The sequence below is a fragment of the Pantoea sp. SGAir0184 genome, assembly GCF_043544755.1.
Genome location: NZ_CP028050.1, coordinates 3,017,680 through 3,033,253 on the forward strand (window position 1 = coordinate 3,017,680; position 15,574 = coordinate 3,033,253).

At 58.8% G+C, this 15,574-nt stretch carries 16 protein-coding genes; 15 read left to right on the forward strand and 1 reads right to left on the reverse strand.

Going from position 1 to position 15,574, the window contains the following annotated elements; translation table 11 throughout:
- The first annotated feature begins 62 nt into the window (after positions 1 to 62).
- Genes C1N60_RS14320 through C1N60_RS14330 form a run of 3 tightly spaced genes read left to right on the forward strand, consistent with a single transcriptional unit; the run spans position 63 to position 2,206 of the window.
- On the forward strand, positions 63 to 803 hold the full coding sequence (locus tag C1N60_RS14320; RefSeq protein WP_021508574.1) for an amino acid ABC transporter permease: 741 nt from the start codon (positions 63 to 65) through the stop codon (positions 801 to 803).
- Positions 803 to 1,480, forward strand: a complete 678-nt coding sequence (gene gltK, locus C1N60_RS14325) for a glutamate/aspartate ABC transporter permease GltK (protein ID WP_152391251.1) — start codon at positions 803 to 805, stop codon at positions 1,478 to 1,480. Before C1N60_RS14320 ends, gltK begins: the two co-directional genes overlap by 1 nt.
- On the forward strand, positions 1,481 to 2,206 hold the full coding sequence (locus tag C1N60_RS14330) for an amino acid ABC transporter ATP-binding protein (RefSeq protein WP_058757895.1): 726 nt from the start codon (positions 1,481 to 1,483) through the stop codon (positions 2,204 to 2,206). It abuts the gene before it with no gap.
- 324 nt (positions 2,207 to 2,530) lie between these two features.
- Here C1N60_RS14330 and C1N60_RS14335 read toward each other — a convergent pair whose 3' ends face one another.
- On the reverse strand, positions 2,531 to 3,013 hold the full coding sequence (locus C1N60_RS14335) for a zinc ribbon-containing protein (protein ID WP_021508577.1): 483 nt from the start codon (positions 3,011 to 3,013) through the stop codon (positions 2,531 to 2,533).
- Positions 3,014 to 3,234: 221 nt separating this feature from the next.
- Between C1N60_RS14335 and leuS the strand changes: the two genes are divergently transcribed.
- From leuS to lipB, 12 genes are all read left to right on the forward strand, one after another.
- Positions 3,235 to 5,817 carry a leucine--tRNA ligase gene (leuS, locus tag C1N60_RS14340; protein WP_058781255.1) on the forward strand — a complete coding sequence of 861 codons (2,583 nt, stop codon included), beginning with the start codon at positions 3,235 to 3,237 and terminating at the stop codon, positions 5,815 to 5,817.
- 14 nt (positions 5,818 to 5,831) lie between these two features.
- Positions 5,832 to 6,431: an LPS assembly lipoprotein LptE gene (gene lptE / locus C1N60_RS14345; protein ID WP_021508579.1), complete on the forward strand. Its 600-nt coding sequence runs from the start codon at positions 5,832 to 5,834 to the stop codon at positions 6,429 to 6,431.
- Positions 6,428 to 7,459 (forward strand): DNA polymerase III subunit delta, encoded by a 1,032-nt coding sequence (gene holA / locus C1N60_RS14350; RefSeq protein WP_394521010.1) that lies wholly within the window; start codon positions 6,428 to 6,430, stop codon positions 7,457 to 7,459. Before lptE ends, holA begins: the two co-directional genes overlap by 4 nt.
- Positions 7,452 to 8,096, forward strand: coding sequence for a nicotinate-nucleotide adenylyltransferase (gene nadD, locus C1N60_RS14355; RefSeq protein ID WP_058769435.1), 645 nt, complete (start codon positions 7,452 to 7,454; stop codon positions 8,094 to 8,096). The genes holA and nadD overlap by 8 nt, the downstream gene beginning before the upstream one ends.
- A 92-nt stretch (positions 8,097 to 8,188) precedes the next feature.
- Positions 8,189 to 8,506, forward strand: coding sequence for a ribosome silencing factor (gene rsfS, locus C1N60_RS14360; RefSeq protein ID WP_021508582.1), 318 nt, complete (start codon positions 8,189 to 8,191; stop codon positions 8,504 to 8,506).
- A gap of 3 nt (positions 8,507 to 8,509) precedes the next feature.
- Entirely contained in the window at positions 8,510 to 8,980 is a 471-nt protein-coding gene (gene rlmH, locus C1N60_RS14365) for a 23S rRNA (pseudouridine(1915)-N(3))-methyltransferase RlmH (RefSeq protein ID WP_058757899.1), read from the forward strand.
- Between the two features lie 34 nt (positions 8,981 to 9,014).
- Positions 9,015 to 10,919 (forward strand): peptidoglycan DD-transpeptidase MrdA, encoded by a 1,905-nt coding sequence (gene mrdA, locus C1N60_RS14370; RefSeq protein ID WP_021508584.1) that lies wholly within the window; start codon positions 9,015 to 9,017, stop codon positions 10,917 to 10,919.
- A gap of 8 nt (positions 10,920 to 10,927) precedes the next feature.
- Positions 10,928 to 12,040, forward strand: coding sequence for a peptidoglycan glycosyltransferase MrdB (gene mrdB / locus C1N60_RS14375; protein WP_031279886.1), 1,113 nt, complete (start codon positions 10,928 to 10,930; stop codon positions 12,038 to 12,040).
- 10 nt (positions 12,041 to 12,050) lie between these two features.
- On the forward strand, positions 12,051 to 13,145 hold the full coding sequence (gene rlpA / locus C1N60_RS14380) for an endolytic peptidoglycan transglycosylase RlpA (protein ID WP_394521011.1): 1,095 nt from the start codon (positions 12,051 to 12,053) through the stop codon (positions 13,143 to 13,145).
- 118 nt (positions 13,146 to 13,263) lie between these two features.
- The gene (gene dacA / locus C1N60_RS14385; RefSeq protein ID WP_021508587.1) at positions 13,264 to 14,475 is read left to right on the forward strand and encodes a D-alanyl-D-alanine carboxypeptidase DacA; all 1,212 of its coding nucleotides are present in this window, start codon (positions 13,264 to 13,266) and stop codon (positions 14,473 to 14,475) included.
- 93 nt (positions 14,476 to 14,568) lie between these two features.
- Positions 14,569 to 14,832, forward strand: coding sequence for a DUF493 family protein YbeD (gene ybeD, locus C1N60_RS14390; RefSeq protein ID WP_010618866.1), 264 nt, complete (start codon positions 14,569 to 14,571; stop codon positions 14,830 to 14,832).
- A 69-nt stretch (positions 14,833 to 14,901) separates the two neighbouring features.
- The gene (gene lipB, locus C1N60_RS14395; RefSeq protein WP_058781253.1) at positions 14,902 to 15,552 is read left to right on the forward strand and encodes a lipoyl(octanoyl) transferase LipB; all 651 of its coding nucleotides are present in this window, start codon (positions 14,902 to 14,904) and stop codon (positions 15,550 to 15,552) included.
- Positions 15,553 to 15,574 lie beyond the last annotated feature (22 nt).

Below are 15,574 nucleotides of genomic sequence, written 5' to 3' on the forward strand. Positions count from 1 at the left end.
ACAAGACACCGCTCAACAATCTTATGGGTAGCCTCGCTACCCTTTTTTTACCGGAGCTCGTTATGGGTATCGATTGGAACTGGGGCATCTTTTTACAGCAGGCTCCGTTCGGCAATACGACTTACCTCGGCTGGCTGTGGTCCGGATTTCAGGTGACCGTCGCGGTCTCCTGCTGCGCCTGGATTATCGCCTTCCTGGTAGGTTCCTTCTTTGGCATTCTGCGTACCGTGCCTAATCGCTGGCTGTCCACGATTGGCACCTGCTACGTGGAGCTGTTTCGTAATATCCCGCTGATCGTGCAGTTCTTCTTCTGGTATCTGGTGGCGCCAGAACTGGTCGGGGAGAAGCTCGGCATGTGGTTTAAGGCTGAACTGGACCCGAACATCCAGTTTTTCCTCTCTTCAACCATCTGTCTCGGTCTGTTCACCGCCGCACGTGTGTGTGAGCAGGTGCGCGCCGCGATTCAGTCGCTGCCGCGCGGCCAGAAAAACGCCGGTCTGGCGATGGGCCTGACGCTGCCGCAGACCTACCGCTACGTGCTGCTGCCTAACGCCTACCGCGTGATTGTGCCGCCGATGACCTCGGAAATGCTTAACCTGGTGAAGAACTCCGCCATCGCCTCTACCATCGGTCTGGTCGACCTGGCGGCGCAGGCGGGCAAGCTGCTGGATTACTCGGCGCATGCCTATGAATCTTTCACCGCTATCACCCTGGCCTACGTCGGTATTAACCTGGTGATCATGCTGATTATGAGTCTGGTAGAACGCAAAATCCGCCTGCCCGGCAACCTGGGAGGCAAATAATGTACGATTTTGACTGGAGTTCGATTCCGCCCAGCCTGCCCTATCTGCTGAACGGCATGATCATTACGCTGAAAATCACGGCGGTGGCGGTAGTGTTTGGCATTATCTGGGGCACCATTCTGGCGGTGATGCGCTTGTCCGCGTTTGCCCCGGTCCGCTGGTTCGCCAAACTGTACGTGAACCTGTTCCGCTCGGTGCCGCTGGTGATGGTGCTGCTGTGGTTCTATCTGGTGGTTCCCAGCTTCCTGCAGCAGGTGCTTGGGCTGTCGCCAAAAACCGATATCCGGCTGATCTCCGCCATGGTGGCGTTTGCGCTGTTTGAAGCCGCTTACTACTCGGAGATTATCCGCGCCGGTATCCAGAGCATCTCGCGCGGCCAGTCCAACGCGGCGCTGGCGCTGGGTATGACGCAGTGGCAGTCGATGAAGCTGATCATCCTGCCGCAGGCGTTCCGCGCCATGGTGCCGCTGCTGCTGACGCAGGGCATCGTGCTGTTCCAGGACACCTCGCTGGTGTATGTGTTAAGCCTGGCGGACTTCTTCCGCACCGCGTCCACCATCGGTGAACGTGACGGTACCCAGGTAGAAATGGTTCTGTTTGCCGGTCTGGTCTACTTCGTGATCAGCCTGAGCGCTTCGCTGTTGGTAAGTTATCTGAAAAGAAAAAGGACGGTTTAAATGATTAGCCTGAAAAATGTTTCTAAGTGGTATGGGCACTTTCAGGTGCTGACCGACTGCTCCACCGAAGTGAAGAAAGGTGAGGTAGTGGTGGTCTGCGGACCGTCCGGCTCGGGTAAATCGACGCTGATTAAAACTGTGAACGGGCTGGAGCCTGTGCAGCAGGGCAGCATTCAGGTGAACGGTACCGAGGTGAACAACAAAAAAACCAATCTCGCCCAACTGCGCAGCAAAGTGGGCATGGTGTTCCAGCACTTCGAACTGTTCCCGCATCTCAGCATCATTGATAACCTGGTGCTGGCGCAGGTGAAAGTGCTGAAGCGCGACAAAACTGCCGCGCGCGACAAGGGCCTTGCCCTGCTGAAGCGCGTGGGTCTGGCGGCGCATGCGGAGAAATTCCCTGGTCAGCTGTCTGGCGGTCAGCAGCAGCGCGTCGCCATCGCCCGTGCGCTGTGCATGGATCCTATCGCCATGCTGTTCGATGAACCGACTTCCGCACTGGATCCGGAGATGATCAACGAAGTGCTGGACGTCATGGTGGAATTAGCCAACGAAGGCATGACGATGATGGTGGTGACGCACGAGATGGGCTTTGCACGCAAAGTGGCGAATCGTGTCATCTTTATGGACGAAGGGAAGATCGTTGAAGATACCAACAAGGATGACTTCTTCAGCAATCCGCAGTCCGACCGCGCCAAAGACTTCCTCGCGAAGATCCTGCACTGATACTCACCATTCTGGCGGTCCACGGACCGCCAGCGTCAGGGCTTATCTTGCCCCTCCTGCCCTTCACCAAAATCGATATATTGCTGCTGTGATGCGCACCATTAAGCTTCATCATCGCGGTAACTAAATGCGCGCATACCGCCGCACCTGTTTTTTACGGCAGAAGGGATCCTGAACTAAGCCGGACGTCACGCGGCAGGGATGCCGCGTGTCGAGGCTCGCAGGGATGCGGGTTTTGCCGATCCGGGCGTGTTCAGGTTCCCTTCTGACAGTCCGCACGCCTTCAGCAGCAATACTTTTTTTGCTTCAGAGCACGGTGATAATTCAGGGCTCAAACGGCTGACGCTGGAACTGATCGTGGCCGCACTCCGGGCAGCGCGTCAGGCTCTCCGGGGTGTAAATCGCCCGGGTAAAGCCGCACTTTTCACACACCAGGTTACCCAGTCCCACCACTTCGCCGCTCTGATACACGCCGTGATGCCGCAGATCCTGAAACACTTCGCGCCACTCCAGCTGGCTCTTATCAGTGATATCGGCCAGCTCTTTCCACAGGCTTTCACGGATCACCCGCAGAAACACTGAATCGCCGAGCGCTTCGCTGGATTCCTGATAGCTGAGCGCGAACTCGTGCAAATCGCGCCGCACCGCGCGCATGACCTCGTCGACTTCGGCGGTGGTCAGCGTCTGTTTCTGCAGCAGCGCGCTGCGCGCCTCGGCGACCAGTGCGTCGACATCACGCTCGCCACGCTCCAGCCGCTGGGTTAATGCTGCTACCGTTGCACGATACTCCTGCGCCACATTATTCATTTTGTTCTCCTTTCCGCTGCGGATGCTGAGTTAAGTTTAGCCGCTTTGCCATATTTGCTGCGCTTAGCGCAGAGGAAATCGCAAAAGGGTGAAAGCGCTGGCGCATTCCGCACAAATCACGCCGCCAGAGGGCGTCAATTGTTGTTGAGGGGCGGCCTTATGGGTATGCTATGCGGATCAAAAGTGTTTAAAAAACGATTTCACAAGGACCACAGGCAGCCATGCAAGAGCAATACCGCCCGGAAGAGATAGAATCCCGCGTCCAGCAGCACTGGGACGAAAACGAAACCTTCAAAGTGACCGAGCAGGAAGGCAAAGAGAAATACTACTGCCTGTCTATGCTGCCCTATCCTTCTGGCCGCCTGCACATGGGCCACGTGCGTAACTACACCATTGGCGATGTGATTGCGCGCTACCAGCGCATGCTGGGCAAAAACGTCCTGCAGCCGATTGGCTGGGATGCCTTTGGCCTGCCCGCCGAAGGGGCGGCGGTGAAAAACAACACCGCACCAGCACCCTGGACCTACGACAACATCGAATACATGAAAAACCAGCTGAAACTGCTGGGCTTCGGCTATGACTGGAGTCGCGAACTGGCGACCTGTCAGCCTGAGTATTACCGCTGGGAACAGTGGTTCTTCACCAAACTGTACGAAAAAGGTCTGGTCTACAAAAAAACCTCTGCGGTCAACTGGTGCCCGAACGACCAGACCGTACTGGCGAACGAACAGGTGATCGATGGCTGCTGCTGGCGCTGCGACACCAAAGTCGAACGCAAAGAGATCCCGCAGTGGTTCGTGAAAATCACCGATTACGCCGAAGAGCTGCTCAACGACCTCGATAAGCTGGAAGACTGGCCGGAGCAGGTCAAGACCATGCAGCGCAACTGGATTGGCCGTTCTGAAGGTGTCGAGATCACCTTTGACGTGGCCAACAGCGCGGAAAAAGTCACGGTTTACACCACCCGTCCGGACACCTTCATGGGGGCAACCTATGTCGCCGTGGCAGCCGGTCATCCTCTGGCGCGCCAGGCTGCCGTCAACAACCCGGCGCTGGCTGACTTCATTGCTGAATGCAGCAACACCAAAGTCGCCGAAGCGGACATGGCCACGATGGAGAAGAAAGGCATGGCCACCGGCCTGCACGCTATCCATCCGCTGACGGGCGAAGAGATTCCGGTCTGGGTCGCCAACTTCGTGCTGATGGAGTACGGCACCGGTGCCGTGATGGCCGTACCGGGTCATGACCAGCGCGACTGGGAATTCGCCACCAAATATGATCTCAACATCAAGCCGGTGGTACTCAACCTCGACGGTACCGCGCCGGATATCAGCGCCGCAGCGATGACCGAAAAAGGCACGCTGTTCAACTCCGGCGAGTTTGACGGTCTGGACCACGACGCCGGCTTCAACGCTATCGCCGATGCGCTGGCGGCCAAAGGCGTCGGCGTGCGTAAAGTAAACTATCGCCTGCGCGACTGGGGTGTGTCACGCCAGCGCTACTGGGGTGCGCCAATTCCGATGGTGACGCTGGAAGATGGCACCGTAATGCCAACGCCAGAAGATCAGCTGCCGGTAATTCTGCCGGAAGACGTGGTCATGGACGGTATCACCAGCCCAATCAAAGCCGATCCGGAGTGGGCGAAAACCATCGTCAACGGTCAGCCGGCGCTGCGTGAAACCGACACCTTCGACACCTTTATGGAATCATCGTGGTACTACGCGCGTTACACCTGTGCGAACTACAACGAAGGCATGCTGGATCCGGCGGCAGCGAACTACTGGCTGCCGGTCGATCAGTATGTGGGCGGTATCGAACACGCCATCATGCACCTGATGTACTTCCGCTTCTACCACAAGCTGCTGCGCGACGCGGGCCTGGTGAACTCTGACGAGCCGGCCAAACGCCTGCTGTGCCAGGGCATGGTACTGGCTGACGCCTTCTACTACGTCGGTGCCAACGGCGAGCGCAACTGGGTTTCTCCGGTTGACGTTAACGTCGAGCGCGACGAAAAAGGCCGCATCACCAAAGCCATCGACAATCAGGGCCGCGAAGTGATCTACGCGGGCATGAGCAAAATGTCGAAGTCCAAAAACAACGGCATCGACCCGCAGCTGATGGTTGAGCGCTACGGCGCAGATACCGTGCGTCTGTTCATGATGTTTGCTTCCCCGGCGGAGATGACGCTGGAGTGGCAGGAGTCAGGCGTGGAAGGCGCTAACCGCTTCCTGAAACGCGTGTGGAAGCTGGCGTACGATCACGTGGCCAAAGGCGCGACCGTGGCGCTGGATGTCAACGCGCTCAACGATGAGCAGAAAGCGCTGCGTCGCGATCTGCACAAAACCATCGCCAAAGTGGCGGATGACATCGGCCGTCGTCAGACCTTCAACACCGCGATTGCGGCGATCATGGAGCTGATGAACAAACTGCTGCGCGCGCCGCAGGAGAGCGAACAGGATCGCGCCCTGATGCAGGAAGCGCTGGTCGCCGTAACGCGCCTGCTCTACCCATTCACCCCGCACGCCAGCTACGTGCTGTGGCAGGCACTGGGTGGCGAAGGCAGCATCGACGACGCCAGCTGGCCGGTTGCCGATGAAGCGGCAATGGTAGAGGATTCGCTGCTGGTAGTGGTGCAGGTCAACGGTAAAGTGCGTGGTAAAATTACCGTGGCGCCGGATGCGACGCAGGAACAGGTGCAGGCGCGAGCGGCACAGGAGCATCTGGTGGCGAAATATCTCGATGGCGTCACCCTTCGTAAAGTGATTTATGTCCCTGGCAAACTGCTTAACCTGGTCGTAGGTTAAGTTCAGGAGGAACTGTGCGACAACTCGTTATCAGGCTGTTTGTCCTGCTGGCAGTGCTGGTCACTGCCGGCTGTGGTTTTCATCCGCGCGGCACCACGCAGGTGCCACCGGAAATGAAAACGCTGATCGTCCAGAGCGGCGATCCGTATGGCCCGCTGGCGCGCACCGTGCGTCAGCAGCTGCGCATCAACGATGTCAAAATCGTTGAAGACAGCAAAGCGGCCAGTGCGCAATACCCGACGCTGCGTCTCGGCGCGGAGAGCCAGGGACGCGACACTGCGTCGGTATTCATCAGCGGCACCACCGCGGAATACTCGCTGGTGATGACCGTCAGCGCACAGGTGTTGCTGCCGGGTAAAGGCATTTATCCGATCAGCACCACGGTGTACCGTTCGTTCTTCGACAACCCGAACGCCGCGCTGGCGAAGGATGCCGAGCAGGATATGATTGTGCAGGAGATGCGTCAGCGTGCTGCCGAGCAGCTGGTACGTAAGCTGCTGACGGTACACGCCGCGCAGGAGAGCAACAAAGAGACGCTGCCGCAACCTGAAGTGATTGCGCCAGGCGCGGACTCACCGGAAGTGCCCTCCTCGTCAGCCACCAGTCTGCAATGATCAGGATCTATCCTGAACAACTGCGCGCGCAGCTTCGAGAGGGGCTGCGCGCCTGTTATTTTCTCACCGGTAATGAACCCCTGCTGATTCAGGAGAGCGCAGATGCCATCCGCGCTGCCGCCGCTCAGCAGGGCTTCGACGAGCATTTTTCCGTCAGCGTTGATGCGCAGACTGACTGGGAGGCGATTTTCTCCAGCTGTCAGTCGCTGAGCCTGTTCACACAGCGCCAGACGCTGACGCTGCAACTGCCGGAAAACGGCCCCAACGCCGCCATCGCCGAACAGCTGGTGAAACTGGCGGCGCTGCTGCACAGCGACATTATGCTGGTGCTGCGGATGGCGAAGCTGACCAAAGCGCAGGAAAACAGCGCCTGGTTCAAAGCGCTCAGCGCCAGTGCGGTGCTGGTGCCGTGCCAGACGCCGGAACAGGCGCAGCTGCCGCGCTGGGTAGCCGCCCGCGCGAAAGCCCTGCAGCTGAGTATTGATGACGCGGCAATTCAGCTGCTCTGCTACTGTTATGAAGGTAATCTGCTGGCGCTGGCCCAGGCGCTGGAGCGGCTGTCGCTGCTGTGGCCGGACGGCAAACTGACGCTGCCCCGCGTGGAAGAAGCGGTGAACGATGCCGCGCATTTCACGCCGTTTCACTGGGTTGATGCGCTGCTGGCCGGCAAGAGCAAACGCGCGCTGCACATTTTGCGTCAGCTGCAAAAAGAGGACAGCGAAGTGGTGATTCTGCTGCGCACGCTGCAGCGCGATCTGCTGACGCTACTGCAGCTGCAACGCCAGCAGGCGAAGCAGCCGCTGCGCACGCTGATGGATCAACAACGTATCTGGCAGAACCGCCGTGCCCTGTTCACTGAAGCGCTGCAGCGACTGGATGCGCAACGGCTGCAGCAAGCGGTGCACCTGCTGGCTCAACTCGAACTGACCATGAAGCAGGACTACGGTCAGAATCTGTGGCCGCAGCTGGAGACGCTGTCGTTGCTGCTGTGCCATCGTGATTTTCCGCTGGGTTTAACTGATGTCTGACCTTTACGCGCTGTTTGGCGGCACCTTCGATCCCATTCATTACGGCCATCTGCGTCCGGTCACCGCGCTGGCGCAGCAGGTTGGCCTGCAAAAAGTGACGCTGCTGCCAAACAACGTGCCGCCGCACCGGCCACAGCCGGAAGCCAGCGCACAACAGCGCGTGGCGATGCTGCGCTGCGCCATTGCCGATCGACCGCTGTTTGATATCGACACGCGCGAGCTGACGCGCACCACGCCGTCATGGACGGTGGACACGCTGGAAACCCTGCGCGCCGAGCGCGGTGCACAACAGCCCCTGGGGTTTATCATCGGTCAGGATTCTCTGCTAACGTTAGGAAAATGGCATCGCTGGCAGGAGCTGCTGTCGCTGTGTCACCTGCTGGTTTGTCAGCGCCCAGGCTACGCCGCGCAGATGGCTACGCCAGAGATGCAGCAGTGGCTGGATGCGCACCGCGCGCATGAGGTGCAGCAGCTGCATCGCGCACCGGCAGGCCACATCTGGCTGGCCGATACGCCGCTGTTCGACATTTCTGCCACTGAGATTCGCCAGCGCCGCCATCATGGCCAGGACTGCGCCGATCTGCTGCCAGCGGCGGTGATCGACTACATCGATCGCGCGGGCTTATATCGCGATTGATCGCCGCATGCTATACTGCGCCGCTTTATTTTTGGCTGCGTTTTCCGGGGCATTCAGCCTGCCCATAATCACCTGTTTTTAAGGGGAACCTTTTGCAAGGCAAAGCACTCCAAGAGTTCGTTATTGATAAGATTGATGATCTCAAAGGCCAGGACATCGTTGCGATTGATGTGCAGGGCAAATCCAGTATCACCGATTGCATGATTATCTGTACCGGGACCTCCAACCGTCACGTCTCCTCCATCGCTGACCATGTGATGCAGGAATCGCGCGCGGCAGGCCTGAAACCGCTCGGCGTCGACGGCAAAGCGGCTGCTGACTGGGTTGTGGTCGATCTCGGTGAAGTGATCGTGCACGTGATGCAGGAAGAGAGCCGCCAGCTGTATGAGCTGGAAAAGCTCTGGAGCTAAACGTTGAAACTGCAGCTTGTCGCCGTCGGCACCAAAATGCCCGACTGGGTTCAGACCGGTTTCATGGAGTACCTGCGTCGCTTTCCCAAAGATATGCCGTTTGAGCTGACTGAAGTGCCTGCCGGTAAACGCGGCAAAAACGCCGACATCAAACGCATTCTGGAAAAAGAGGGTGAAGCGATGCTGGCGGCGGTGGGCAAAGGCAACCGCATTGTGACGCTGGATATTCCCGGACAGCCGTGGGAAACGCCGCAGCTGGCGCAGCAGTTAGAGCGCTGGAAGCTGGACGGGCGTGATGTCAGCCTGCTGATTGGTGGGCCGGAAGGTCTGGCGCCGGCGTGTAAAGCGGCAGCCGAGCAGAGCTGGTCACTGTCCGCGTTAACGCTGCCGCACCCGCTGGTGCGTGTGCTGGTGGCGGAAAGCCTGTATCGTGCCTGGAGTATTACCACCAATCACCCTTATCACCGTGAATAAACGCCTGACAACCTCCAGACAATAAACGCAGCGGATGAAATTACAGAGCAACGCTTTTCGCGATTACACTGCCGAACAGAAACTGTTTGTCCGCCGCGCCCTGGTGGCCTTTGTCGGCATCCTGCTGCTCTCCAGCGTGCTGGTGGTCAATCTGTATCATCTGCAGATCCTGCGCTTCGACGACTACAGCACCCGTTCAAACGAAAACCGCATCAAACTGGTGCCGGTCGCCCCCAGCCGCGGCATCATCTATGACCGCAACGGTGTGCCGCTGGCGCTCAATCGCACCATTTACCAGGCCGAGCTGGTGCCGGAAAAAGTCGATGATCTGAAGCAGACGCTGCAGGATCTGCGGCCGGTGCTGGATTTGACCGACGACGATATCGATGCGTTTGAAAAAGAGCGCAAGCGCTCGCGCCGATTTACCTCGATTCCGGTCAAAACCGGCCTGAATGAAGTGCAGGTCGCGCGCTTCGCAGTGAACCAGTACCGTTTCCCGGGCGTGGAAGTGAAAGGCTACCAGCGCCGCTACTATCCCTACGGCCAGACACTGACGCACGTGGTGGGTTACGTCTCGAAAATCAACGATCGTGACGTCAAGCGCCTGGATGAAGAAGGCAAATGGCCGAACTACGCAGCCACCCACGACATCGGTAAGCTCGGCATCGAAAACTATTACGAAGATGTGCTGCACGGCAAAACCGGTTACGAAGAGGTGGAAGTCAACAACCGCGGTCGCGTGATCCGTCAGCTGCATGAGCAGTCACCGCAGGCCGGACGCGATATCTGGCTGACCATTGATCTCAAGCTACAGCAGTACATCGAAACCCTGCTGACCGGCAGCCGCGCCGCCGTGGTGGTGAGCGATCCGCGCACCGGTGAGATTCTCGCGCTGGTCTCCACACCCAGTTACGATCCGAATCTGTTTGTCGATGGTATTTCGAGTAAAGATTATAAGGCGCTGCTCGGCGATGAGAACCGCCCGCTGTATAACCGTGCGCTGCAGGCATCGTATCCGCCAGCTTCCACGGTTAAACCTTATGTGGCGGTCTCAGCGCTCAGCGCCGGCGTGATCAACCGCAATACCAGCCTGTTCGATCCGGGCTGGTGGCAGCTGCCGGGCTCGGAAAAACGCTACCGCGACTGGAAAAAGTGGGGCCACGGTCGCCTCAACGTCACCAAATCGCTGGAAGAGTCGGCGGATACCTTCTTCTATCAGGTGGCCTATGACATGGGCATCGACCGCCTGTCGGAGTGGATGACCAAATTCGGCTACGGCCACCGTACCGGTATCGACCTGCCGCAGGAGAGCCCCGGTAACATGCCGACGCGCGAATGGAAGATGAAACGCTTCAAAAAGCCGTGGTATCAGGGCGATACCATTCCGGTCGGTATCGGCCAGGGCTACTGGACAGCGACGCCGGTGCAGATGAACAAAGCGCTGATGATCCTGATTAACGACGGCGTGATTAAAGTGCCGCACCTGCTGCGTGCCACCCGTGAAGGCAACAGCATGGTGCCGTATCGCCAGCCGCCGGATGCGCCGATTGGCGACATTCATTCCGGCTACTGGGAGATCGCCAAAGACGGGATGTATGGCGTGGCCAACCGCGCCAACGGCACCGCGCACAAAAGCTTTGCCGATGCACCATACAAGATTGCGGCGAAATCCGGTACCGCACAGGTGTTTGGCCTGAAAGAGAATGAGACGTATAACGCGCATAAAATTGCCGAACGGCTGCGTGACCATAAGCTGATGACCGCCTTCGCGCCGTACGACAAGCCGCGCGTCGCCGTCACCATGATTCTGGAAAACGGCGGTGCCGGCCCGGCGGTAGGCACCGTGATGCGCCAGATTCTCGACCACATAATGCTGGGCGACAACAATACCGTGCTGCCAGAAGCCGCACCCATGCCGCCCGGCTACGAAGGTGAATAACGATGTCGATGAACGATAGTCCCCAGAAAAGAACGATCTGGACGCGTATCCATATCGACCCGCTGTTTATGCTGATCATTATCAGCCTGCTGGCCTACAGCGCCATTGTTATCTGGAGCGCCAGCGGCCAGGATCCGGGCATGATGGAGCGCAAGCTCGGGCAGATTGCCATGGGCACCATCATCATGCTGGTGATGGCGCAGGTGCCGCCGCGCGTGTATGAAAGCTGGGCACCCTACCTCTACATTGTCTGCGTGATTTTGCTGGTGGCGGTCGATGCCTTCGGCCACATCAGTAAAGGGGCACAGCGCTGGCTCGATCTCGGCTTTGTGCGCTTTCAGCCGTCGGAAATCGCTAAAATCGCCGTGCCGCTGATGGTGGCACGCTTCATCAACCGCGATGTCTGCCCGCCGACGCTGAAAAACACCGGCATCGCGCTGGTGCTGATTTTCATGCCGACGCTGCTGGTGGCGGCGCAGCCGGACCTCGGTACCTCCATTCTGATCGCCGCCTCCGGCCTGTTCGTGCTGTTCCTCTCGGGCATGAGCTGGAAGCTGATTGGCGTGGCCGTGCTGCTGGTGGCGGCGTTCATCCCGATTCTGTGGTTCTTCCTGATGCACGATTATCAGCGCGACCGCGTGATGATGCTGCTCGATCCGGAGAGCGATCCGCTTGGTGCCGGCTACCACATTATTCAGTCCAAGATTGCTATCGGCTCCGGCGGCCTGCGCGGCAAAGGCTGGCTGCATGGCACCCAGTCGCAGCTGGAGTTTCTGCCCGAACGTCATACCGACTTTATCTTCGCGGTGCTGGCGGAAGAGCTCGGCCTGGTGGGCGTCCTGCTGCTGCTGGTACTTTATCTGCTGCTGATCATGCGCGGGCTGGTGATTGCCGCACGCGCGCAAACCACCTTTGGTCGCGTGATGTCCGGCGGCCTGATGCTGATTCTGTTTGTGTATGTTTTCGTTAACATTGGCATGGTTAGTGGTATCTTACCGGTGGTTGGCGTGCCGCTGCCGCTGGTGAGCTACGGCGGATCGGCGCTGATTGTGTTAATGGCCGGATTTGGCATCGTGATGTCGATCCACACTCATCGAAAAATGTTATCTAAAAGCGTTTAAGAGGCTGCACATGCGTAAGGACTGGCTTGGGGTTGCTCTGGCATCACTGGTACTGGCTGCCTGTTCCACACCGGAACAGCAGACGAACACGGCCCCGCCACAGCCGGCCTATAATGGTCCGGTGGTGGAGATTCCCGGCGTGGAGCCGCGCTATGAGCCGATCAATCCTTCTACCAGCCAGGACTACAGCGTCAACGGCAAAACCTACCGGGTGATTAAAGATCCGTCCAACTACAGCGAAGTTGGTCTGGCAACCTGGTACGGTGAAGAAGCGCAGGGCAACCGCACCGCGCTGGGTGAAACCTACGATCCGGACGCGTTAAGCGCCGCACACCCTACCCTGCCACTGCCAAGCTACGTGCGCGTCACCAACCTGGCCAATGGCCGGCAGATTGTGGTGCGCGTCAACGATCGCGGCCCTTATACGCCGGGCCGGATTATCGACCTGTCGCGCGCCGCGGGCGATCGCCTGAATATTTCCAATAACACCCGCGTACGGGTGGATTACATCAAGGTAGCGCCGGACGGTTCAGTATCCGGTCCGGGCACCATCGGCACCACCGTGGCCAAACAGAGCTATGCGCTGCCGGCGCGCCCTGACCTGAGCGGCGGCATGGTGATGACCGGCGTCAGCAGCGCGCCCGCCCCTGCCGCACAGGACGTCCGCGCGGTGGATAACAGTTCACTGCAGAGCAACGGCAACATCGGTGCACCGGTGCAGAGCAGCGGCTTTCTCGGTGCACCGCAGCCATTAGCCAGCGGCGTACTGGAAGGCAGCGCGCCGGCCACACCGGTTGCCGCCAGCCCTGCCGCACCGGCTGCGGCAGCGAGTCCGGCTCTGGCCAGCCATAACGCCAGCGCCCATGCCGGCAGCGGTTTTGTGGTACAGGTTGGCGCCCTGAATGATGCCGCACGCGCCCGGCAGATGGCGGACAGCCTTGGCCAGCGCTTTGGTGTACCCGGCGCGGTGGAAGCCAATGGCAACGTCTACCGCGTGCAGCTTGGCGGTTTCAGCAGCCGGGCTCAGGCCGCGGCGCTGCAGCAGCGTCTGAGCACTGAAGCGCAGATCAGCTCCTTTATTACCACGGCCCGCCCGTCAATGTGACGGGCCGTGCCCTTGCCTGCTGACACTGAGGCATAAAGCCAGATGTCGCACGATGGCAGCTTTGCTATAGTAAGGCACTTTTTTCACTCTTAACCCCACGGATGCTGTAGTCCTGAACATGAATACGCTGAAACCTTCTCGTTTTCTGAAACGCCTGACAGTGGGATCACTGGTCGCTCTCTCCCTCAGCCACGTTGCCTTTGCAGATGATGTTAATCTGAAAACCATGATTCCGGGCGTGCCGGACATCGATGCCGAAGCTTACGTGCTGATCGACTATAACTCCGGCAAAGTGCTGGCGGAAAAGAACGCGGACGCGCGCCGCGACCCGGCCAGTCTGACCAAAATGATGACCAGCTACGTCATCGGCCAGGCGGTCAAAGCGGGCAAAATCCATCAGGATGACATTGTTACCGTCGGTAAAGATGCCTGGGCAACCGGCAATCCGGTGTTCAAAGGCTCCTCGCTGATGTTCCTCAAGCCGGGCGATCGCGTACCGGTCTCTCAGCTGACGCGCGGTATTGTGCTGCAGTCCGGTAACGACGCCTGCGTGGCAATGGCCGATTACGTTGCCGGCAGCCAGGACGCGTTCGTTAACCTGATGAACAACTACGTGGGTGCGCTGGGCCTGAAAAATACCCATTTCCAGACCGTGCACGGTCTTGATGCTGACGGTCAGTACAGTACGGCGCGTGACATGGCGCTGATTGGCCAGGCGCTGATTCGCGATGTGCCGGATGAGTACGCGGTCTACAGAGAGAAAGAGTTCACCTTTAATAACATCCGCCAGATGAACCGTAACGGCCTGCTGTGGGATACCAGCCTGAACGTCGACGGCATCAAAACCGGCCACACCGAAGCCGCCGGCTACAACCTGGTGGCGTCAGCGACCGAAGGCCAGATGCGTCTGATCTCGGCGGTGATGGGCGGTCACACCTTCAAAGGCCGTGAAACCGAAAGTAAAAAGCTGCTGACCTGGGGCTTCCGCTTCTTCGAAACCGTGGCACCGCTGAAGGCGGGCAAAGAGTTTGCGTCTGAGCCGGTATGGTTTGGCAACAGCGATCGCGTGCAGCTCGGCGTGGAAAAAGATGCCTACCTGACCATCCCGCGCGGCCGCATGAAAGACCTCAAGGCCAGTTACGTGCTGAACAACACCGAACTGCACGCGCCGCTGCAGAAAAACCAGGTCGTGGGCAGCATCAACTTCCAGCTGGATGGTAAAACCATTGAACAGCGTCCGCTGGTGGTGCTGAACGAAGTGCAGGAAGGCGGTTTCTTCAGCCGCATCATCGATTACATCAAACTGATGTTCCATCACTGGTTCGGCTAAGGCGCGCTTGAAAAATCGCCAACCCGTCCCCAGATAAGCTACTATATTGCTCCCGCTTCGGCGGGAGCCTGTTTTTTATGCACCGGAGTTAATATGAAAACCAAACTGAATGAACTGCTCGAATTCCCGACGCCTTTTACCTACAAAGTGATGGGCCTGGCGCAACCGGAGCTGGTTGATCAAGTGGTTGAAGTGGTGCAGCGTCATGCGCCCGGCGACTACAGCCCTGACGTGAAGCCCAGCAGCAAAGGCAATTATCACTCGGTTTCGATCACCATTAACGCCACCCACATCGAACAGGTGGAAACCCTGTACGAAGAGCTGGGCAACATCGAAATCGTGCGCATGGTGCTGTAATGCTGACGCTGGTAAAGGCCGCTTTGCCAGCGTTATACTCTGCCCTCCACTCGCTACCGGACTTCTGCTTTGTCTGCTAATACGCTTCTTGTTCGTCAGCTTGGCCAGCGCGACTGGCAGCCCGTCTCCGATGCCATGCATCACTTTACCGATCGGCGCGACAGCGCCACCGCCGATGAAATCTGGCTGGTGGAACACTCCGCGGTGTTTACTCAGGGCCAGGCGGGCAAAGCCGAACATGTGCTGGTGCCGGGCGACATTCCGGTGGTACAGAGCGATCGCGGCGGCCAGGTAACCTATCACGGCCCGGGCCAGCAGGTGATGTATGTACTGATTGACGTTAAACGCCGCAAGCTGGGCGTGCGCGATCTGGTCACCGCACTGGAAGAGACGGTCATCGCTACGCTGGCTGATTACGACATCAGCGCGCGTGCGCGTGCGGATGCGCCCGGCGTATACGTTGGCGATGCGAAAATCTGTTCGCTCGGCCTGCGCATCCGGAAAGGCTGCTCGTTTCACGGTCTGGCGCTCAATGTTGCGATGGATCTGGCGCCCTTCCTGCGCATCAATCCCTGTGGCTATGCCGGCATGGAGATGACGCAGATCAGCGCCTTCCGGCCCGGCGTCACGCCGGCGGACGTGCAACCGCGCCTGGTGCAGCATTTCGCGCGCCTGACCGGCTTTAGCGACACGGAATGGCATGATGAGGCCGCGCGCTGACCTTGACCGTACGTGCGCATTT